Source organism: Proteobacteria bacterium CG1_02_64_396 (genome assembly GCA_001872725.1).
In the GTDB taxonomy this organism is placed as follows: Bacteria; Pseudomonadota; MNWR01; order CG1-02-64-396; family CG1-02-64-396; genus CG1-02-64-396.
In genome coordinates, this window is the sequence record MNWR01000082.1 from 1 (window position 1) to 20,594 (window position 20,594).

Annotated in this window: 17 protein-coding genes and 1 pseudogene; 9 read left to right on the forward strand and 9 right to left on the reverse strand. The window is 64.0% G+C overall.

Annotated elements, in window-relative coordinates; genetic code table 11:
* Positions 1-230: pseudogene (locus tag AUJ55_09895) on the forward strand (transposase).
* A gap of 509 nt (positions 231-739) precedes the next feature.
* A complete protein-coding gene (locus AUJ55_09900) occupies positions 740-1,726 on the forward strand; it encodes a cytochrome C peroxidase (GenBank protein ID OIO55839.1) in 987 nt (328 codons plus the stop codon).
* A gap of 339 nt (positions 1,727-2,065) precedes the next feature.
* Here AUJ55_09900 and AUJ55_09905 read toward each other — a convergent pair whose 3' ends face one another.
* Positions 2,066-3,349: a pyridine nucleotide-disulfide oxidoreductase gene (locus AUJ55_09905; GenBank protein ID OIO55840.1), complete on the reverse strand. Its 1,284-nt coding sequence runs from the start codon at positions 3,347-3,349 to the stop codon at positions 2,066-2,068.
* A gap of 258 nt (positions 3,350-3,607) precedes the next feature.
* Here AUJ55_09905 and AUJ55_09910 point away from each other — a divergent pair, with 258 nt between their 5' ends.
* The 5 genes from AUJ55_09910 to AUJ55_09930 all read left to right on the forward strand — a co-directional run bounded on the left by AUJ55_09910 (position 3,608) and on the right by AUJ55_09930 (position 10,572).
* Entirely contained in the window at positions 3,608-6,355 is a 2,748-nt protein-coding gene (locus AUJ55_09910; protein ID OIO55841.1) for a DNA polymerase I, read from the forward strand.
* Positions 6,356-7,445: 1,090 nt separating this feature from the next.
* Positions 7,446-8,546 (forward strand): hypothetical protein, encoded by a 1,101-nt coding sequence (locus tag AUJ55_09915; protein OIO55842.1) that lies wholly within the window; start codon positions 7,446-7,448, stop codon positions 8,544-8,546.
* Positions 8,539-9,873 carry a hypothetical protein gene (locus AUJ55_09920; GenBank protein OIO55843.1) on the forward strand — a complete coding sequence of 445 codons (1,335 nt, stop codon included), beginning with the start codon at positions 8,539-8,541 and terminating at the stop codon, positions 9,871-9,873. The genes AUJ55_09915 and AUJ55_09920 overlap by 8 nt, the downstream gene beginning before the upstream one ends.
* Before the next feature lie 88 nt (positions 9,874-9,961).
* Entirely contained in the window at positions 9,962-10,240 is a 279-nt protein-coding gene (locus AUJ55_09925) for an antitoxin, Phd family protein (GenBank protein ID OIO55844.1), read from the forward strand.
* Entirely contained in the window at positions 10,237-10,572 is a 336-nt protein-coding gene (locus AUJ55_09930) for a plasmid stabilization protein (GenBank protein OIO55845.1), read from the forward strand. The genes AUJ55_09925 and AUJ55_09930 overlap by 4 nt, the downstream gene beginning before the upstream one ends.
* Positions 10,573-10,773: 201 nt before the next feature.
* Here AUJ55_09930 and AUJ55_09935 read toward each other — a convergent pair whose 3' ends face one another.
* Positions 10,774-11,694: a hypothetical protein gene (locus AUJ55_09935; protein OIO55846.1), complete on the reverse strand. Its 921-nt coding sequence runs from the start codon at positions 11,692-11,694 to the stop codon at positions 10,774-10,776.
* Positions 11,695-11,853: 159 nt separating this feature from the next.
* Here AUJ55_09935 and AUJ55_09940 point away from each other — a divergent pair, with 159 nt between their 5' ends.
* Positions 11,854-12,249, forward strand: coding sequence for a hypothetical protein (locus AUJ55_09940; protein ID OIO55847.1), 396 nt, complete (start codon positions 11,854-11,856; stop codon positions 12,247-12,249).
* Positions 12,250-12,527: 278 nt separating this feature from the next.
* Complete coding sequence (locus AUJ55_09945) at positions 12,528-13,685, forward strand: ATPase (protein ID OIO55848.1); 1,158 nt, start codon at positions 12,528-12,530, stop codon at positions 13,683-13,685.
* An 11-nt stretch (positions 13,686-13,696) separates the two neighbouring features.
* Here the strand turns inward: AUJ55_09945 and AUJ55_09950 are convergent, their stop codons facing one another.
* The 7 genes from AUJ55_09950 to AUJ55_09980 all read right to left on the reverse strand — a co-directional run bounded on the left by AUJ55_09950 (position 13,697) and on the right by AUJ55_09980 (position 20,245).
* Complete coding sequence (locus AUJ55_09950) at positions 13,697-14,062, reverse strand: hypothetical protein (protein ID OIO55849.1); 366 nt, start codon at positions 14,060-14,062, stop codon at positions 13,697-13,699.
* A gap of 812 nt (positions 14,063-14,874) precedes the next feature.
* Positions 14,875-16,359, reverse strand: coding sequence for an RNA polymerase sigma-54 factor (locus AUJ55_09955; protein ID OIO55850.1), 1,485 nt, complete (start codon positions 16,357-16,359; stop codon positions 14,875-14,877).
* A gap of 461 nt (positions 16,360-16,820) precedes the next feature.
* Entirely contained in the window at positions 16,821-17,564 is a 744-nt protein-coding gene (locus AUJ55_09960) for an LPS export ABC transporter ATP-binding protein (protein OIO55851.1), read from the reverse strand.
* The gene (locus AUJ55_09965) at positions 17,554-18,054 is read right to left on the reverse strand and encodes a lipopolysaccharide transport periplasmic protein LptA (GenBank protein OIO55852.1); all 501 of its coding nucleotides are present in this window, start codon (positions 18,052-18,054) and stop codon (positions 17,554-17,556) included. Before AUJ55_09965 ends, AUJ55_09960 begins: the two co-directional genes overlap by 11 nt.
* The gene (locus AUJ55_09970) at positions 18,051-18,563 is read right to left on the reverse strand and encodes a hypothetical protein (protein ID OIO55853.1); all 513 of its coding nucleotides are present in this window, start codon (positions 18,561-18,563) and stop codon (positions 18,051-18,053) included. Before AUJ55_09970 ends, AUJ55_09965 begins: the two co-directional genes overlap by 4 nt.
* Positions 18,560-19,126 carry a hypothetical protein gene (locus tag AUJ55_09975; protein ID OIO55854.1) on the reverse strand — a complete coding sequence of 189 codons (567 nt, stop codon included), beginning with the start codon at positions 19,124-19,126 and terminating at the stop codon, positions 18,560-18,562. Before AUJ55_09975 ends, AUJ55_09970 begins: the two co-directional genes overlap by 4 nt.
* Before the next feature lie 132 nt (positions 19,127-19,258).
* The gene (locus AUJ55_09980) at positions 19,259-20,245 is read right to left on the reverse strand and encodes a D-arabinose 5-phosphate isomerase (GenBank protein OIO55855.1); all 987 of its coding nucleotides are present in this window, start codon (positions 20,243-20,245) and stop codon (positions 19,259-19,261) included.
* Positions 20,246-20,594: the final 349 nt, after the last annotated feature.

Here is a 20,594-nt window from a genome sequence, read left to right on the forward strand (position 1 = left end):
TCGACAATCCGCTGGTTCCCTTCACCAACAACCAGGGTGAAAACGACATCCGTATGGTCAAGCTGCACCAGAAAATCTCAGGATGCTTCCGCTCCAAAGAGGGCGCCGATATCTTCTGCCGCATCCGCAGCTACCTGTCGACCTGCCGCAAACACGGCATCGGTCCCACCCCAGCCCTGACCCTCCTCTTCGAAGGTAACCAACCCCTCTTTATGAAAGAAAACCCGTAGGGAAAAACCGGGGGGATGGGAGGGGCTGAATAGTTACGGCTATGTCAGCCCAAAAAATCGAAAATGCCATTCAAACCGGCAATCACTATTCTGGGAGTCTGTCGGGCTTGAGCGTCCGTAGCGAGCCGAGTGGGGAATCGAGGCCAAATTTTCACGGTTTTGAGGATCATAGTGGTGGCTATATGACGAAAAACCGGGGAAATTTGGACCGATTACCCGCCGGCGCAGTAGGACGATCTCAAGTCCGACAGACTCCTAGCCACCCTCTGGGCGCCAGGTGTCATCACTTGGTTTATCCTCGGCACCAAGTGACTTGCCCCCCTATGTTGAATGGCGTCTGGCTTCGGACCTTGATGGAACCTTTTGAGCCTGAGGAGCTCGGAGCCCCTCTCACGCACGCCAGCTTTTTTGAGGTGCCCCTAGGTTTTCACCTCCTGTCAAAAACGCGGTCGCCAAGAAACACGAACGGGGATCTCCCCTGCCTTCGTTTCACCAAAAAGGAGCATGAAATGCATCTATCCGTCTCCCGTTTAACTTTGACCGCAGGCATGGCCGTCACCCTGGTCGCCACTGCACTGAGCGTTCCGGCCCTGGCTGCCGACCGCGTCCCCGAGGGCATGGGGATCCTTCCCTCCCTGGCCCCGCAGAAAGCCGACAACCCGATCACAGCCGCCAAGGTGGCGCTGGGCCAACAGCTCTTTTTCGATCCCCGCCTCTCGGCCTCGAACATGATCTCGTGCAACACCTGCCACAACCTGGGAACCGGCGGGGTCGACAATCAGCCAACCAGCCTGGGGCATCAATTCAAGCGCGGCGGACGCAACGCCCCCACGGTGTTCAACTCCGCTTTTTGGTCTTCGGAGTTCTGGGATGGCCGCGCCGCCGATGTCGAGGCGCAGGCGATCGGGCCAATCCTCAACCCGGTTGAAATGGCGATGCCCGACGAAAAATCGGTTTTGAGCAAATTAGCCGCCATCCCCGGTTACAAGGCGCAGTTCGAGGCGGTCTTCGGGCCCAGCGGCTTAACCTACAAGAACGTTGGCTACGCCATCGGCGCCTTTGAACGGACCTTGGTTACCCCCAACGCCCCCTTCGACCGCTATGTGCAGGGCGATGATGGTGCCATCTCCGACGCCGCCAAGCGGGGAATGAACCTGGTCGACGAGATCGGCTGCACCTCGTGCCACTCCGGCCCCCTGTTCACCAACAACGACTTTGCCCAGTTCAACTACGGCAAGGACAAGGGGCGGATGGAGGTCACCAAAAACAAGGGGGACGACCATTACTTCCGGGTGCAGTCGTGGCGCAATGTGGCGCTGACCGCCCCCTACTTCCACGACGGCTCGGCCCCCACCCTTGAAACCGCCATCCGCACTATGGCCAAGGTCCAGCTCGATCAAGATCTGAACGACGCCCAGGTCGGCGACATCAAGGCCTTCCTCGAAGCGCTGACCGGCGACATGCCCTACGTCTCTTATCCCAAACTGCCGCAGTAAGGGGATCGCCGCTTCAAAAAAGCCCCCCACGGGTTGCCCTGTGGCGGGCTTTTTGTGGATTGACGCCGGGTGCGTCGTAGGGTGGATAAGCGCAGCGCATCCACCACGTCGGTGCATCCATCCGCCGCCGCGCCGAAACCCGTTGCGCGTCGCATCGAAAGGGTCCGCGGCGAAGGCCCCGCATTGAAAAGAACGGGGTCGCCCTACCCCCTGTTGGCGGATGCGCTGCGCTTATCCAACCTACGCTTTCCACCTCGCCACACCTCAGCCCCCAACAAAAAACCCCCGCAGGTCGCCCTGCGGGGGTTTTGGGTTTCAGCCTCGGTCCGACAATAACGACTAGCCGCGACCGGACTTGAGCTTGCCGCCGATCCCCATCATGGAGAGCAGCCCCTTCTCGTAGAAGGGCTCCGAGGTCCCCTTCTTCATCTTGCGGATGAAGTATTTCTCGAAGGCGATTTTGGCGGCGTGCACCCACTTGCCCTTCTTCGAGAAGATGTAATCGCGGGGGGGAATCTGGGGCATCGCCACGAAGGCGGCGCCGGTATCGCCCAGGTCGGCCAGGCAGATGGCGTTCCAGGTCGCCGACTCATGGGGCTCTTTGCCGGCGATGGCGTCGCGGATGTTGTGGGCGGTGGCGGTGACCATCGATTCGATCATGAAGCCGGTCTTGGGGGCTCCGGTGGGAACCGGGGTCGCCTCGACCGGGGGAATGGCAATACCGACCCCGACGGCATAGATGTTGGGGTACTTGGGATTGCGCTGATGCGAATCGACCACCACGAAGCCGCGGGGATTGTTCAGCCCCTCGACCGCCTTCACCGCGTCGACCCCGAGGAAGGCGGGAAGCATCATCGAATACTTGAAGGGCAGCTCCTTCTCTTCGACAACCTCGCCCTTGTCGTTGTGGATGGCGATGGTCATCTTGCCCGCCTCGACCTTCAAAACCTTGGCGTTGGTGATGAACTTGATGTCGCGTTCGCGCAGCTCGTGTTCGAGCAGCCCCTTGGAATCGCCGACCCCGCCCAGACCGAGATGACCGACATAGGGCTCGGCGGTCACGAAGGTCATGGGGACCGATTTGCGGATTTTCCGCTTGCGCAGGTCGGTATCCATAATCATGCAGAACTCGTAGGCGGGGCCGAAGCACGAGGCCCCCTGCACCGCGCCGACCACGATGGGGCCGGGCTCTTTGACGAATTCCTTCCACGCCTCGTAGGCGCTCTCGGCGTGATCGACCGAGCAAACCGAGTGGGTGTGGTGCTCCGGCCCAAGACCCTCGACCTCGTGGAAGGCGAGTTTGGGACCGGTGGCGATCACCAGGTAGTCGTAGTCGATGACCGAGCCGTCGCCGCAGGTGACCTGATTGTTGGGGGGATCAATCTTGGTCGCGCCGGTGGTGTTGACCTTGATCCCTTTGCGTTCGAGGTAAGGACGCAGGGGGAAGGAGATGTCGGCACGGGTTCGCCAGCCCACCGCCACCCAGGGGTTCGAGGGGACGAAGTGGAAGTTCTCCACGTTGGAGATCACCTGGACTTCGTGCTCTTTGCCCAGGATTTCCCGGATTTCGTACGCGGCGGGCAGCCCACCCGTCGATGCACCGATGATGACGACTCGTGCCATGGCATACTCCTCTCACGTTGATGTGATATTGGGTGGTGAAGGACCGCTTCCGACGATCCTTAAGGATCGAATGTAGCACCTTGTAAACCCAGCTGTGATGTTATCTTTGAGGATATAACCCACCGTGGGCAAAAGTTATATTCAACAAAGTTTATACGTGATTAAAACCCCCTTCTTTCAAGGCGGGATCTTCCCTCGATTCGGGGTACCATTCCGGTCGACACCCTCTACAAACCGCCCTTGAAACCAAGGTTTTTTATGACCGAGACCCCCCACGTCCGTCCCCATCTGGTGCTGATCGACGGCTCGAACATCGTCTTTCGGGCCTTTCACGCGATTCGCTCTCTGAGCAATTCCAAGGGGGAGCCGACCAACGCGGTCTTTGGGTTTGTGCAGATGATCCGCTCGGTCCTCGACAAGCTGGCCCCCAGCCATGTGGCGGTCGCCTTCGACCCCAAAGGGGGGACCTTCCGCAACGAGATCTTCCCCGACTACAAGGGGCACCGCCCCCCGATGCCGGAGGATCTGGTCCCGCAGTGGCCGATCATTCTTGAGGTCACCCGCGCCTTCCGCTTCCCCCTGCTCGAAATCGCCGGCTATGAGGCCGACGACGTCATCGCCACCCTGGCCCGGCAGGCGAGCGCTCAAGGCTGGCAGGTCACCATCGTTTCGGGCGACAAGGATCTGATGCAGCTGGTCGGCGGCCATGTCGTCCAGCTCGACACCATGAAGGATGCCCGCTACGACGCCGAAGGGGTCAAGGGCAAGTGGGGGGTGGGGCCAGATCGTATTCGCGACCTGCTGGCGTTGACCGGCGACAGCAGCGACAACGTCCCCGGCGTCCCCGGCATCGGCCCCAAGACGGCGGTTGCGCTGCTTGAGGAATACGGCGATCTCGAAGGGGTGCTGACCCACGCCGGGCAGGTCAAGCAGACCAAACGCCGGGAGGCACTGCTGGAATACGCCGATACCGCCCGGCTCGCTTACCGACTGGTGGGGCTCGACGAGCAGACCCCGCTGCCGACCACCTTGGACGATCTGACCGTCACCGATCCCGACGCTGCTCAGTTGGTGGAGCTGTTCACCGAACTTGAATTCAAAACCCTAACCCGGGAATTCGGCGCCATATTGCGCAACGCCGGCACCCCCTCGCCCCAGTTCGACGACGCTCCGGCGCAGCTCAACGTGCGCACGGTGCAGGACGAAACGACCTTCTCCGAATTGCTCGCTGCCTTGAGCGCCGCCGACCTGATCGCCGTCGACACCGAAACCACCTCCCTGATCCCCCATCAGGCCAAGATCGTCGGCCTCTGCTTCGCGGTAAAACCGGGCGAGGGCTGGTATGTACCGGTGGGGCACGTCAGCGCCGACCCGCTGGGGTTGGAAGGGGGCAAGATCGTGCAATTGCCCCGCGACCGGGTACTCGCCGCCCTCAAGCCGATCCTCGAAGACCCGGCCAAACCCAAGTGCGGCCACAACCTGAAGTACGACGCCCAGATTCTGCGCCGTTACGACATTGCGCTGCGCGGCGTGGCGGACGACTCAATGCTGCTGGCTTACTGCCTCTACCCCGGCAAATACCCCCCCAGCCTCGACAACACCGCCCAGGATTACCTGGGCCACACCTGCATTAGCTTTGAAGAGGTGGCTGGCAAGGGGGTCAAACAGATCACCTTCGACAAGGTGCCGCTGGAGACTGCCGCCCCCTACGCCGCCGAGGATGCCGAGGTCACCCTGCGGCTGAGTCACCTGCTGCGCCGCCGTTTGCACGATGAGGATCGGGTGGCGCGGCACGACGCCATTGAGCTGCCGCTGATGGCGGTGCTCGCCGACATGGAATGGACGGGGGTGCGGATCGACCCGAATCACCTGGCCGCCCTGTCCCAGGAGTTCGGCGCCCAGATCGCCGACCTTGAGGCCCAGGTCATCAAGGAGGCGGGGGTCGAGTTCAACATCCACTCCCCCAAGCAGCTCGGCGAGGTGCTGTTCGATCAGCTGCAACTGCCGGGGGGCAAGCGTTCGAAAAAAAGCGGCGCCTGGTCGACCTCGCAGGAGGTGCTCGAAAACCTGGCCGACCTGCATCCGGTCCCGGCTCTGATTCTGCAAACCCGGTCGCTGGCCAAACTCAAATCGACCTACACCGACGCCCTGCCTAAGCTGATCCTTCCCGAGACCGGGCGGGTGCACACCTCGTACAACCAGGCGATCACCACCACCGGACGGCTCTCCTCCACCGAGCCGAACCTGCAAAACATCCCGATCCGCACCGAGGAGGGGCGGCGCATCCGCAAGGCCTTCGTCGCCGCGCCGGGCTGTAAACTCATCGCCGCCGACTACTCGCAAATCGAGCTGCGACTGATGGCCCATTTTTCGGGCGACGCCAACCTGATCGCAGCCTTCCAGTCGGGCCACGACATCCACCGCGCCACCGCCGCCGCCATTTCCGGGGTCGATCCCGAGCAGGTCGACAGCGACATGCGCCGCCGGGCCAAGATCGTCAACTTCGGCATTCTTTACGGCATGAGTGCGTTTGGCCTGGCCATGGAGCTTGGGATTACCCGGGGCGAGGCGGGCGACTTCATCGATGCCTACTTCGCCCAGTTCCCGACGGTGCGCGATTTCATGGATCGGGTGCTGGTCGATGCCCGCGCCAACGGCTACGTCGAAACCCTGCTCGGCCACCGCTGCTACCTGCCGGAGATCAACGGCAAAAACCCGATGCTGCGCCAATACGCCGAACGCACCGCCGTCAACGCCCCCTTGCAGGGCTCGGCGGCCGATATCATCAAACGGGCGATGATCGACCTGCACGCCGCCTTACAAGCAGCGGGCAGCCCGGCGCGGATGATCTTGCAGGTGCACGACGAGTTGGTGGTCGAGGCGCCGGAGGGGCTGGTGGATCAGACCTGCGCCCTGATCAAAAAGACGATGGAGGGGGCGGTGACGTTGACGGTGCCGCTGGAGGTGGAGATCGGGGTGGGCGACAACTGGTTGGAGGCCCATTGATGGGGGGGGGCGTGGGATTTGCGCTGGGGGCGGAGGTTGATCGGAGCACCCGTCGTTCTTCGTCGGGGCTCAGGATGAACGGGGCTCGGGATGGTCGGGTTGTATTGGGTCATCCGTCAAACAAGCGCCACGCCGCCCAACAACGCCCGCTCACCCTGAGCCCGTCGAAGGGTGCACCCATCCAACAACGCCCTGCCCTCCCCACCCAAAACTTGTGCATTCCTCACACCCCCGTGAATCGTTCACGTCGCCCCCTGCGCGCAATCGGGATGATCCAGCCACTTCCTCAGTTGGGTTTGGCTTTATCCTCCTTCCCTGATACGGCTCCGGTGTTGCACCGGGGCCGTTTTTTTTGCCCGAACGTCACCCGCGCCCCTCAATCTTGCTCCCCCACCCCCACCCCCGGCGTAGGGGCCCGGTCTCCGGGCGATTCCACCGCACCCACCGAAAGAGCATCGCGCCGGGGGCGGCGCTCCTACCACATCGCCTCAGACGCAATCGCGCCGGGGGCGGCGCTCCTACGGGCCAACCACGCCGCCTTTCTGTCCCCTCGCCCCTCCTCAGGGGAGAGGGAGAGGGTGAGGGGTGGCCGCAGCAGCAACGCCCCTCAATCTTGCTCCCCAACCCCCATCCCCGGCGTAGGGGCCCGGTCTCCGGGCGATTCCACCGCACCCACCGAAAGAGCATCGCGCCGGGGGCGGCGCTCCTACGGGGCCAACCACGCCGCCTTTCTGTCCCCTCGCCCCTCAGGGGAGAGGGTTAGGGTGAGGGGTGGCCGCAGCAGCAACGCCCCCCACGCTTGCCCCACCGCCCCCATCCCCGGTGTAGGAGCCCGGTCTCCGGGCGATCCCACCGCGCCCGCCGAAAGAGCATCGCGCCGGGGGCGGCGCTCCTACCACATCGCCTCAGACGCAATCGCGCCGGGGGCGGCGCTCCTACGGGCCAACCACGCCGCCTTTCTGTCCCCTCGCCCCTCAGGGGAGAGGGTTAGGGTGAGGGGTGGATGCCCCACCCTGGCTCAACCGCTCCCGCCTGCCCCCTCTCTCCTCCACCCAGCGAGAGAAAATCACTCCACCGGGGATCCCACCCCATGACATCCCAACGCTGGCTCCACCCCGCTCCCACCACCCAATGGGGGGTGATCGTCACCCTGCTGGTGATCATCACTTACCTGCACAACAACCTGCACATGGGGATGGAGCACAATCTCTCTATGATCCTGGTGCAGAAGCTCTATTTCGTGCCGGTGATTCTGGCGGGGTTTTGGTCGGGACTGACCGGAGGGCTGGTGGTGGCCGCCATGGCCGCCTTCCTCTACCCCCACCACGGCCACATGATGCTGGCCCCCGACGCCCAGGATCTCTTCCTCAGCGCCCAAGCTGCCGACATGACCCTGCTGCTGATGGTGGGGGGAATCGTCGGTTTCTTGCGCGACCGGCTGCAAAAAGAGCTGGAGGAGCGCCGCGCCACCGCCGATGCGCGTGATCGCGCCCTCAAGGAGCTGCAATCCTCCTTCGAACAGCTCACCCGCGCCGACCGGCTCTCCTCGCTGGGGCAACTCTCCGCCGGGATCGCCCACGAAATCCGCAATCCCCTCACCGCCATGCAGGGGGCGGTCGATATTTTGCGCGAGCCTCTGGCTGGTCACGAAGAGGCCCGGTTTCTGGAGCGGATGGGCAGCGACATCGCCCGTCTGGAGCGTCTGACCGGGGCCATCCTCGACTACGCCCGCCCCCCCGAGCCCGACATCCATCTCTTTCAGCCATTGCCCCTCATCGAAGAGGTCGCCCGCATCGCCCAACTGGGGGAGCCTCGCATCGACTTTTCCATCGGGGGTGAAGCACCCGCGGTGCTGGCCGATCCGGGACAGATCGAGCAGATCCTGCTCAATCTCATCCTCAATGCCGCCCAGGCGATGGAGGGCTGCGGCGAGGTCCGGCTGACCTTGAGCGAAGAGGGCGGTCGGGTCGTCATCGCGGTGGCCGACCAAGGGGGGGGGATCGACCCCGACATTCTGCCCAAGCTCTTTCAACCCTTTGCCACCGGACGGGCCGAGGGGACCGGGCTGGGGCTGGCGACATCTTCGCGGCTGGCCGCCACCAACGGGGGCAAGCTGGCGCTGCTCGCAAGCACCCCCTCCGGCACCACCTTCCAACTGACCCTACCCGCCTCGGAGCATCCGCATGGCTGACATCCTCATCGTCGACGACGACCCTGGCATCCGGGAGACGCTCTCGTTCCAGCTCAAGAAGGCGGGCCATGCCGCCGCCATCGCCACCAACGGCGAGGAGGGGCTCGCCCTGGCCCTGGCCTCCCCCCCCGATTTGGTCATCACCGACCTGCGCATGCCCAAGATGGAGGGACAAGCGCTGATCGACCATTTGCACGCACGGCTCCCCTCCCTGCCGGTGGTGGTCATGACCGCCTACGCCTCGGTCAAGACGGCGGTGGAGGCGATGAAGAGCGGCGCGGTCGACTTCCTCATCAAGCCTTATCCGCAGGAGGTGATGCTGGCAACCGTGGAGCGGGCACTCACCCTAGCCCAGATCAAAGAGGAAAACCGGCGGCTGAAACAGCAGTTGGGGGAGGAGCGCGACCTGCTGGTCCTGAGCGCCCCCATGAAACAGGTGATGGAGGAGACCAAAGCGGTGGCCGACACCGACCTGACGGTGCTCATCACCGGGGAATCGGGGGCGGGCAAGGAGGGGGTGGCGCGGGCGCTCCACGCCCATTCGGGGCGCGACGGCGAGCTGGTGATCGTCAACTGCGGCGCCTTGCCCGAACACCTGGTCGAGGCCGAGCTCTTCGGCCACACCGCCGGGGCCTTCACCGGGGCGCAGGGTGCCCGCGAAGGGCGGATCGCCAAGAGTGACGGCGGCACCCTGTTTTTGGACGAGATCGGCGACCTGCCGCTGGCCACCCAGGTCAAACTGCTGCGTTTTTTACAAGAGGGGGAGATCACCCCGGTGGGGAGCGACAAAGGGCGCAAGGTGAATGTGCGGGTGGTGGCGGCGACCCACCGCGATCTTGAGGCGATGGTGGGCAGCGGCGATTTTCGCGAAGACCTTTTTTACCGCCTGAGCGCTCTGCCGCTGCATGTGCCGCCGCTACGCCGCCGCACGGAGGAGATCGCCCCCCTGGCCCGCCGTTTCTTGGAGGAGGCTGCCCAGAGTTACGGACGTCAACCCGCGATCTTGAGCGAGGCTGCCTGCGCCGCGCTGGAGGGTTACCCCTGGCCCGGCAACGTGCGCGAGCTGCGCAACCTGTGCAACCGCTGGGCGGTGCTGCGCCCCGGCCAAACCCTGAGCCCGCCGCTCCCCGGCCTGCAACCGAGTTCCACCCCCACCGCATCCTCACCCTGGCAATTGCCCGCCGAAGGGATCGATCTGGCCGACCTTGAAAAGCGGTTGATCGAACAGGCATTGGAAAAAACCGGGGGGAACAAGTCGGCGGCGGCGCGGCTGCTGGGGCTCACCCGGCATACGCTGGATTACCGGATGGAGAAACACGGGGTTTAGTCCTCGGTCGTGAGCGGGATCGGTTGCCCTGACTGCCCGTAAGAACTAAATTCGGTCTTTATTCGATCCGAACCCCTAGGAGGCCGCCATGCGTTATTCCACTCAGGTCAAACCGATCAGCCAACTGAAGGCCCGCGCCGCCGAGCTGCTGTCGCAACTGAACGAAGACCGCCAGCCGCTGATCATCACCCAAAACGGCGAGGCTAAAGCGGTGCTTCAAGATATCGCCACATTCGAGCAAACCCAGGAAACCTTGGCGCTGCTCAAGATTTTGGCCCTGGGCCATCGGGAGATCGAAACCGGTCGGGTTGCCCTCCTGGAAGAGGCAGCTGCGCGGTTGCGCGACCATGCGGACCTCAAACCATGACTCCCCGCCCCTTCGAGGTTCTGCTGACCGAGGGGGCGGAGCGGGATCTTGCCGCCATCGTCGAATACATCGCCCAATCCAACGGCCCAAGCCACGCCGCCCATGTGCTGGAACAACTGCTGGTGCTGACCCACAGCCTGACCGAACACCCCGAGCGGGGCAGCCGTCCCAAGGAGCTGCTAACTCTGGGGATTTCCGAATACCAACAACTCCTCTTCAAACCCTACCGGCTGATCTACCGCATCGCGGGCAACCGGGTCTACATCCATTTGGTCGCCGATGGGCGCAGGGAGATGCAGACATTGCTGGCACGTCGGTTGTTGGAGGGGTAAGCCCCGCCGACTCAGGGTTCGATCCGACCCAACTGGCGAGGATGGCGATCCAGCATGTACGAAGTAGCGCCGGAGGAACGATCCGGAGGCGACGCGCCTGCCGTGACGGCCCCGGGTTCGCGCTATGGCCGACTGGTGCAACAAGGGGTGTGACGGATCTTATTCACATCGAACATCGGACCGAAACGAACGGGGGTCGCATCAACCCAACTGCCGCAACAACGCCAACAATTCGCTTTGCCGATTGACCCCCAACTTGCCGTACAACGACCGAATCTGTACCCGAATCGTCCCCACCGACCGCTGGCGCGACGCCGCGATGACATCGGGGGGGCGTCCTTCGGCCAGACTCAGCGCCACATCGGTCTCCGCCGCGGTCAATCCGTAAATCGACTGCAGTAGATGAGCCAAACGCCCCGGATCGACCGAGCCGCCGCCGCGCACCACAACCAACACACGGGGATCGAACCGGAACCCGTGTTCGCGACGGGGCACCCTCAAAATCTCAAGCACCAAGGGCAACCCGTTCGGATTACGAACCACGATGGGGCCAGCCCCCGTGCCGACAACAGAACTCGACACATCGGCGGCGGCATCCGCCATGGCCTGCATCAGAGCGCTGTTTTCAGGGGCCGAGTCGACCCTCAATCGGTTCAGACGCAAACCGATCGGCCCTCCCTGCCCGGCCAGGGTCTCCGCCGCTGGGGTCATCGCCCGAACCACCCCCTCCCGGTCGCAAACGAACACGGCCAACGACAGCGCCTCCAGTGCGGCTGCCATCAGCACCGCCCCCTGATGTTCCAGCGCCATCTGGCTGCGCACCGCCGACCGCACATGGGGGGCGATGGCGGCGAAGATCTTTTTTTGCTCTTCCGAAATCTCACCTTGTCGTGCGGTACGCATCACCGCCAATCCCACCAGTAATCCCTGTTCTTTGAGCAAGGGGGTAAGGCAGATGTATTGCGTATCGTGGCGGACAGTGAAGTCGGCCAGAAATGGATTGGTGCGGCGCAAATCCCGGCTGATGAATTCGGCGCTCGACGACACCTTCAGAGAGGGAAGTTGTGCACCGAAACGGACGAAGGGGTTCATCTCGGGATTGCCGCCCCGGCCGTCCTTCACGCCTCCAAACGATGGCGATCCATCCACCACTGGAAACCGGCACTACAGACTTTCCTCATCATGTTCGGTGAGGAACGACTCCCGGTTTCGGCTCTGGCGTGAATTACTCAAAACGCAGATACACAGTTCGGTTTACAGACCCGCCCCGGCGGAAAGCCCTTGAGCGAGGCGATTTTCAGCCACGGCGAAACACTGCGGGTGCAGGTGAAGGCCAGCGGCAATGGGTTTTTGTACCTGATGGGCCTGGATGCCGAGGGGTTGGTTTACCCCATCCTGCCCAACCCCTGGTTCCCCGAAAATCGGGTAACCGCCGGGCAAACGTTGGTGGTCCCCTCCCCCGATCAGGAAAAGGCCGGTCTGCTGCTGACCGCAACCTTGCCCGAGGGGATCCAGCGCACGGTCGAAACCATCCTGGCGGTGGTCAGCGAAAAGCCGATTCCCCTGCTGACCACCCTGGAGTCCGGCAAAGATTCCCTGCCCGCCCTGATGGGCCGCCTGGCCGACCTAGACCCCACAGCCGCCCGGCAGGTGGTGGGGTACGAAATCCGCAGGTGATCGTCCCACCCCCATACCCATTTTCTGCCCCCCCTGCGGGGCCATGCGCCGCCCCCACCGCGATTGGATACTTCCAACTCAGTCGGCTGTTTTTTTAGGGGCTTGAGGGTCCACAGGACTTAGTCCGTTGGGGGTGATGGTGTCGCACGTTTCTTACGGCTGATCGCGCCGAGGGCGGCGCTCCTACCAACCTGGATAGGCGGGTGGAGGCAGGCGGTCATGCGCCTTGATGCGCATTCTTCCTTGAAAATCGAAACATAGGCTTTCAATATGCGCCAATGCTAACCCGACGCCTCACCCCCCTTGTGGCTCAAGACCTCGCCCGCTTTCCGGCGGTGGCGCTGCTTGGGCCGCGTCAGGCGGGTAAAACCACCTTGGCTCGCCACCTTGCCGCGCAATACCCCGACAGCCAGTACCTCGATCTCGAACGCCCCTCCGACCTGGCCAAGCTGGCCGATCCCGAGCTGTTTTTGGGGCGCTTGGCCGACCGGCTGGTGGTGCTGGACGAGGTGCAACGCAGACCCGAATTGTTTGCGGTGTTGCGGTCGTTGATCGACGAGGGGCGCAGGCCGGGTCGGTTTTTGCTGCTCGGCTCGGCCTCCCCCGATCTGCTGCGCCAAACCTCGGAATCGCTGGCCGGACGCATCGCCTTCCATGAACTGGCCCCCTTCGACCTAAGCGAAATCGCCCCCACCTCCAGCGACCTCCCCCGCTTCTGGCTGCGGGGCGGCTACCCCATGAGTTGGCTGGCCCCCTCCGAGGCCGATTCCCTGGCTTGGCGCGACGCCTTCGTCACCACCCATCTGGAGCGGGATATCCCCGCCTTCGGCATTCGGGTTCCCGGCGCCACCCTGCGCCGCTTTTGGCAGATGCTGGCCCACCTGCACGGCCAGCTTTGGAACGCCTCGCGGCTGGCGGCCAACTTTGGGGTTTCGGCCCCCACGGCGGGCCACTACCTCGATATTCTTGAAGCGACCTACATGGTGCGCCGCCTGCCGCCGCTGCACGCCAATCTGGGCAAACGGCTGGTCAAATCGCCCAAGGTTTACCTGCGCGACAGCGGCCTGCTCCACGCCCTGCTCGGGATCGACAGCCTCGACACCCTGGCGGGCCACCCCATCCTCGGCGCCTCGTGGGAGGGGTGGGTGGTGGAACAGGTCGCCCTGCTGATCCCCCCCGGCTGGCAGCTCTCGTTCTACCGCACCGCGGCGGGGGCCGAGATGGACATCGTGGCCGAAAAGGGGGGGCGGCGGATCGGGATCGAGGTCAAATACGCCAGCGCCCCAACCGTTACCAAGGGGTTCTGGCAAGCGCGGCAGGATTTACAACTGGACCAAACCTACGTGGTGGCTCCGGTGGCGCAGGGGTATCCGCTGGCTGAGAACGTCGAGGTCGTTCCGGCCCTGGGGTTGACCGAGGTGCTGCGCGCCCTTTGATCCGCCGCGCTTCAACCGCCGCGCCCCGTTTTCTCAGACAGCTCCACCCTCCTCCTTCCCTCGATCCAATGCATCAACACCAGCCACGGATGCCGCGCCAGCATCCTCGGTCCCGCATACCGCATCGCCGCACGCACCCGCTCCTTCATCGCCGGTTTGTAGCAATGGACGGGGCATTTGGAGCATTGGGGTTTGCCGGGGAGCAGGGGACAGCGGCGGATACGCTCCATGGCGTAGTCGTGCAGCGCTTGGCAATCGACACACAGGGGTTGGTCGTGACGGGGGGTGGCGTGATGGTCGCGGCAGTAGAGGCCGATCATCAGGGCGATGGTGCGTTGTTCGCGGCGGACGCGGCGGGATAGCAACGGGGTGGTCATGCGCCCTCGGTGGGGGTCACAGGGGGCCTCCCTGGGGGGGCGTCCGGGCTGCGGGGGGATTCCGACCTCTGCCTGAACATACGCGGCAATCTGGTCCTTCGCTGCCCCGGCGTATCGCCCTTAAGACCGGGCTAGACCCCCAAAACGGACGGTCGGGGCTGGCGGGAGCAGGCCTGGTTTTCCGCTCACCCGAGCCTCCGATCATCCTGAACGTGCCGAAGGGCGAGGGTCGGGGGGGTCGGTCACCGCCTGCAAACTCGCGGCAACCCGGTGGCGCTTCAGCGGCCACAAGTCATCGCGCCGAGGGCGGCGCTCCTACAAAAAGAGGCCTCATAACCCCACAAGCTTGCTCGTTGTAGCGGCGGGGGTTGATCGGCTCGCCCTCGGCAAGATCGGGATGAGCGGGCTGTCTCTGAAAACCCCGCCCCTTTTGCCGAATGTTGGAGGGCCACGCTCCGTCGTGGCCGCCGTTTGCCCCCCGAACCAAACAGGACGCGACGCAGCGTCTCACTCCCATGAATTTGCCGTTTTGTGGCGGCGGGGGGATCGGTCGCCGCCTGCAAACTCGCGGCAACCCGGTGGCGCTTCAGCGGCCACAAATCATCGCGCCGAGGGCGGCGCTCCTACAAAAAGAGGCTTCATAACCCCACAAGCTTGCTCGTTGTAGCGGCGGGGGTTGATCGGCTCGCCCCTCGGCAAGATCGGGATGAGCGGGCCCTGATGGAAAGCCCCGCATTCGGATCGCTTCTGGAGCAAATCAGCCCCCAAGAAACTGTTTTTGCTGTTCTTCGCGGCTTCCCGTGCGTCGCTGTTTACCCGAACCGGCGTCGCTCGCTCGACGAGGGAATTCCAAGTTGTTCGCGGTACTTGGCCACGGTACGGCGAGCCACCTTGACCCCATCCTTCGACAGAATCTCGGCCAGGGTCTGATCCGATAGCGGCTTGGTCGGCTCCTCGCCCTCGACCAGCGCCTTGATCTTCTCTTTGACCGCCGTCGATGAAACATCACCGTCGTCGCCGGAGACCTTCGAGGTGAAGAAGAACTTGAACTCGCGGATGCCGAAGGGGCTGGCCATGTATTTGCCGTTGGTCACCCGGGACACCGTCGATTCGTGCAGGTTGACCTCTTCGGCGATGTCGCGCAGCACCAGGGGGCGCAGGGCGCTGGGCCCTTGCTCCATGAAGTCTTCTTGATAACGGACGATGGCGGCGGCGACCTTGAGGATGGTTTCTTGCCTTTGTTCGAGCGAGCGCTTGAGCCAGCGGGCCTGTTGCAGGTTGTCCTGCACGAAGCGTTTGCCCTCTTCGTCTTTCAAAACCCCTTTAAGCTCATCGGCATAGGCGCCGTTCACCATTACTTTGGGGAAGGCGTTGGGGTTGAGATCGACCCGAAAGCGCCCCTCGCGCTGCGAAATCAACACATCGGGGATGATGTAGCCCGCCTCATCTCTGGCAAATTGCAGCCCCGGCTTGGGACTGAGCGCTTGAATGGCGGCAAAGGCGGCAATCACCAGCGCCTCGTCGATCTCGCGCCCGAAAAGCTTGCTCATGCGGGTGGCAATCTTGCCGAAGTCGCGCCGGGCCAAGTTGGGCAGCTCCCGGTCGATCAGAGTCGCCAGCAGTCTCTGCCCCTCTAGGCTCGAAAGCTCGGGGGGGAGTAGATCTCGGATCGAGGGGAGCTGAAGCTTCAGGCACTCCTCCACCGTTCTGGCCCCCACCCCCGCCGGATCGAACCCCTGCAAAATCATCAAAACCCGGTCGACCTCTTCGGGATCGAGATCGAACTGGTCGGCCAGCTCCTCCACCGTCTGACTCAGATAGCCGTTGTCGTCAATGGTGTCGATCAGCAGCAGCCCTACCTCCCGGTCCTGCCCCTCTAGGGTCAGATTGAGCTGCCATTCCAAATGGTCGTGCAGGTCTTCGGCCTTGGTCAGAAAGGCCTCAAACCCGGGGCCATCCTCGTCGCGCCCCTTGGGGCTGCTGGAGAGCACCTCCCCCCAACTGGCGTCAAAGGGCAGGTCGGCGCCAATGGTCGGATCTTCGTTCTCTTTCACCTGTGCCTGGGGGGCGTCGCCATCGGCTCCGGCGGCGGCGGCGGTCCCCATCCCCTCGTCCGAGGCGTGGATCATCGGCTCGGGCAGGGTTGCCTCCAGCAGCGGATTGCGCTCCACCTCCTCTTTGAGGTACTCGCCCAGCTCCAGCGACGACATCTGCAAAAGACGGATCGCCAGCTGCAACTGGGGGGTCATCACCAGTTGTTGCGAAAGCTTGATGTCAAGGCGTTGGGACAAAGCCATGGTGGATGGGTACTCCTCTATCGAAACGGGCGCTGGGCCCGGAAAAACCAGATTCAGGATTGCATCGCGGTCGGCAGGCCCAGACATCCGGGTAGGGCCGAGAAAGGCATCGTGGTCGGGAACCGCTCCTACAAGAACCCAACCGCTCGACCCCGCTTGTGGGAGGCCACTTCTGTGGCCGAAGCGAAGCTGGGATCGATCATTCGGGCAAGGTTTGGGTTGATGGTGCCGGGTTGCCCCTGCAAATCGCGCCGAGGGCGGCGCTCCTACAAAAAACCCAGGCGGTTCAACGCCTTTGTAGGAGGCGTCCCCGACGCCGATGCAGGGGCCGCCGAAACCCCCACCCCTCGCCCCTTGCGCAGGTTGGCCCGGCAAGCTCCGAAGCCATTGGGCAACCCCAGAGAAAAACCCTGGTTTCATCGCGCCGGGGGCGGCGTTCCAACAAAGCGGCTTCACCGCCCCTACAAAGCAAACCCCTCCCCCAGATAAACCGCCCGGGCTTGGGGGTTGTCGACGATCTCGTCGGGGGTGCCGGTCACCAGGATTCTTCCGGCGTGCAAAATGGCGGCTCGGTCGACCAGCTTCAGGGTTTCGCGCACGTTGTGGTCGGTGATGAGCACCCCGATGCCGCGTCCGGTCAGGTGGGTGACGATGGATTGGATCTCACCCACCGCGATGGGATCGACCCCAGCAAACGGCTCGTCGAGCAGCACAAACTTGGGGTCCAGCGCCAGCACCCGGGCGAGCTCAACCCGGCGCCGCTCCCCCCCCGACAGCGACCGCCCCAGGCTTTCGCGCACATGCCCCAGAGACAGCTCCTCAAGCAGCAGATCGACCCGATCCCGCCGCGCCTGCCGGTCCAGGCCACGCAGTTCTAAAATCGCCTCGATGTTGTCGGCCACGCTCAACTCCCGAAACACCGAGGCCTCTTGGGGCAGGTAGCCGATCCCCATACGGGCCCGTTGGTGCAACGGCATGGTGGTGATGATTTCACCGTCGAGTTCGACCACCCCTTCGTCGGCCGGGACCAACCCCACCATCATGTAGAAAGTGGTGGTCTTACCCGCCCCGTTGGGGCCGAGAAGCCCCACCACCTCGCGGGAGGTCAGCTCAAGATCGACGTGCTCGACCACCGTGCGCCCCTTGTAACGCTTGACCAAACCACGGGCGCTCAGGCGGTGGTGGGTCACCCCTTCAGCGTTCATCGCTGCCGCCCTCTTTGGGGGTGAAACGCATGTGGACCTTGCCGTCGTCACCCCCCCCCTCCATCACGCTGCTGTCGGCCTTGCGATCCAAGACGATGCTGTGGCCGACCGCGAAATCCTCCCCCTCCTCCAGTCTGGCATTGCCGGTGGCGGTCAGGGTTTCGGCGGCTACGTCGTAGACGATCTCGTCGGCGCTTAAGGTGCGCAGCGGGGCCGGGGCGGGCCGCACCTCCACCACCTTGGCGGGCGTGCCGACCGCCCGAATCGTGGCGACCTGGCGGGTTTGCTCGGCGTAGCTGATCCACATCTCGTCGGCGCTCAAGGTCTGGCTGCCCCGGATCACCTGTACATGGCCAATGAAGTGGGCCACCCCATCGGCGCGTGAGCCCTCCAGCCGGTCGGCGCTGACCTCGACCGGGGGTTCACCCTCGGCGGCCCAGGCCTGGGGCAGGCAGGCCAACAGCATCAGGATCAACAGCGCCCGTTTCATGGCATCACCCCCTTGACCCCTTCGGCCATCACCAAACGTCCCTCATTCAGATCGTATTCGGCGCTTGGGCCGCGCAGGGTGGTGGGGGGCGCCGCAAAGTTGAAGACCACATTTCCGGTCAGCCGAATCAAAGCGCTGTCGCGGCGGTATTCGGCCCGCTCGGCATCGGCGACCACATCGCCTGCCTTGAGCACCACATGGCCCTGGGCCTCGATCAGATCGCCCTGCGCCTTGCCCCGGCGGGCGCTCAGGGAGCGGATTTCCCCCCCCTGCTCCTCGGTCAAGGTGAAGGGGCCGGAGGCGATCCGTCCGTCGTCGAAACGGGTCATCTGCTCCGAGTGCAGTACCACCCGTTTTCCCTCGGAATCGAGGCGGGTCACCGTCGCATCGGTTAAACGCAGGCTGCGGTCGTCGGGGGGGATTTCAGACAACAACGGGTGGGGAGAGCGCGGCCAGAAGACCACCGCCAACAACGCGACCCCGGCCAGCAGGTACCAGGTCCGCTTCACCGCCGCGCTCCGGGGGCGATGCCATACCCGGCCAGGATCTCGCTCCACTTGCCCCGAGCACTCAAAACCAGGCGGATGACGTCGGCCACCACCCCCCGACCCGATTCACTCGGGGTTTGCCAATCGGCGTGCCGAGCGATCTCAAGCCCCGCATCGCCAGGGGCGACGGCCAAGCCACAGCGGTTCATCACCGGGGCGTCGACCACATCGTCGCCGATCATCGCCCAGCTTGAGGCGGGGATGCCGCTCTCGGCGACGATACGCTCAAACGCCTCGATCTTGCGCAGCGCCCGTTGCTCTAGGTAATCGAAGCCCAGCTCCTCGGCCCGGCGGGCGGTCACGGTCGAGGTACGACCGGTGATGATCGCCAGCTTCAAACCGTGGCGCCCCGCCAGCTTAATGGCGTGGCCGTCACGTACATGAAACCGTTTGGTTTCGGCCCCTGCGCTGTCGTAGACGATGCCGCCGTCGGTCATCACCCCGTCGATGTCGCAGATCAGCCCTTGAATGTTGCGGGCGCGGCGCAGCAGGGAGGGGGTCCAGTGGGGATTAGGGCGCAGCATTGGGCACCTCCGAAAGCCTACCGCGCACCCCACCTGCTGCGTTGCGCGGTGCTCGCTCCTTCATACGCCTCAGCCGCTGCGCTCCGTGCGCCTTGCAACTGGGCCGCTCGCTATGGTTTTTGAAGGCGCCCATCAGACCACCCCCGCATCAAGTAAATCATGGAGGTGCAAGATCCCCTCAACCCCGCCCCCTTCACCCGCCACCACCAAGGCGGTGATCTTGTATTTCTGCATGATCGCCAGCCCCTCGGCGGCCAGTCGTTCGGCGGTGATGGTTTTGGGATGGCGGCCCATGACTTGGCCGACACTCGCCTTGTGCAGGTCGATTCCCCGGTCGAGGGCGCGGCGCAGATCGCCGTCGGTGAGTACCCCGGCCAGCTTGCCCTGGGGGTCGAGGACGGTGGTCATCCCCAGCTTTCCCCGCGTCATGGCCAGAATCGCATCGGTCAGGGGGGCGTGATCAAGCACGGCGGGGAGCTGATCGCCCCCGTGCATCAGATCGCTGACCCGAGTGAGCAATCGCTTACCCAAGCTACCGCCGGGGTGAAATTTGGCGAAGTCCTCGGCCTTGAAGCCGCGTGCCTCCAGCAGCGCCACCGCCAGCGCGTCGCCCAGCGCCATGGTGGCGGTGGTCGAGGCGGTGGGGGCCAGCCCCAGGGGGCAGGCTTCGCGGTCGACGGCGGTATCGAGGGGGATGTCGGCATGGCGGGCCAGGCTCGAATCCATCCGCCCGGTCATGGCGATAATGGGGATGCTCATCCGCTTGAGCAGCGGCAGGATGCGGGTCAGTTCTTCGGTTTCGCCCGAGTACGACAGCGCCACCACCACATCGCCCGCCACCACCATCCCCAAATCGCCGTGGCTCGCCTCGGCGGGGTGGACGAAAAACGAGGGGGTGCCGGTGGAGGCCAGGGTGGCGGCGATCTTCTTGCCGACCAGCCCCGATTTTCCCATGCCGATCACCACCACCCGCCCCTGCGAGGCGAGGATCAGATCGACCGCCTGCTTAAACTCGGGACCGATGCGACCGGCCAGGGCGGTCAACCCCTCGGCCTCAATTTCGAAAACGCGGCGGGCGACGGCAATGGGGTCGATGGGGGGCGATACGGCAGGGGGCAACGGACACCTCGGGGTGCAATAAAATAGGCAGCGCGCCTGGTCCCAGCAGGTTTTTGCAGCAGCTGCGTTCACAGGTGGGCAGAGTAGGCATCGAAGTTGCTATGGTCAACGCGCAGCGCTGGGGTACCCGCCGGAGCAAGCCTGACCTATCCTCTAGGAGTCTGTCGGACTTGAGATCGTCCTACTCGGCAATTGCTCCTGCATTGCTCTACCTCCTGCATCCATGCAGTCGTGCGCCGGCGGGTAATCGGTCCAAATTTCCCCGGTTTTTCGTCACATAGACGCCACTATGATCCTCAAAACCGTGAAAATTTGGCCTCGATTCCCCACTCGGCTCGCTACGGACGCT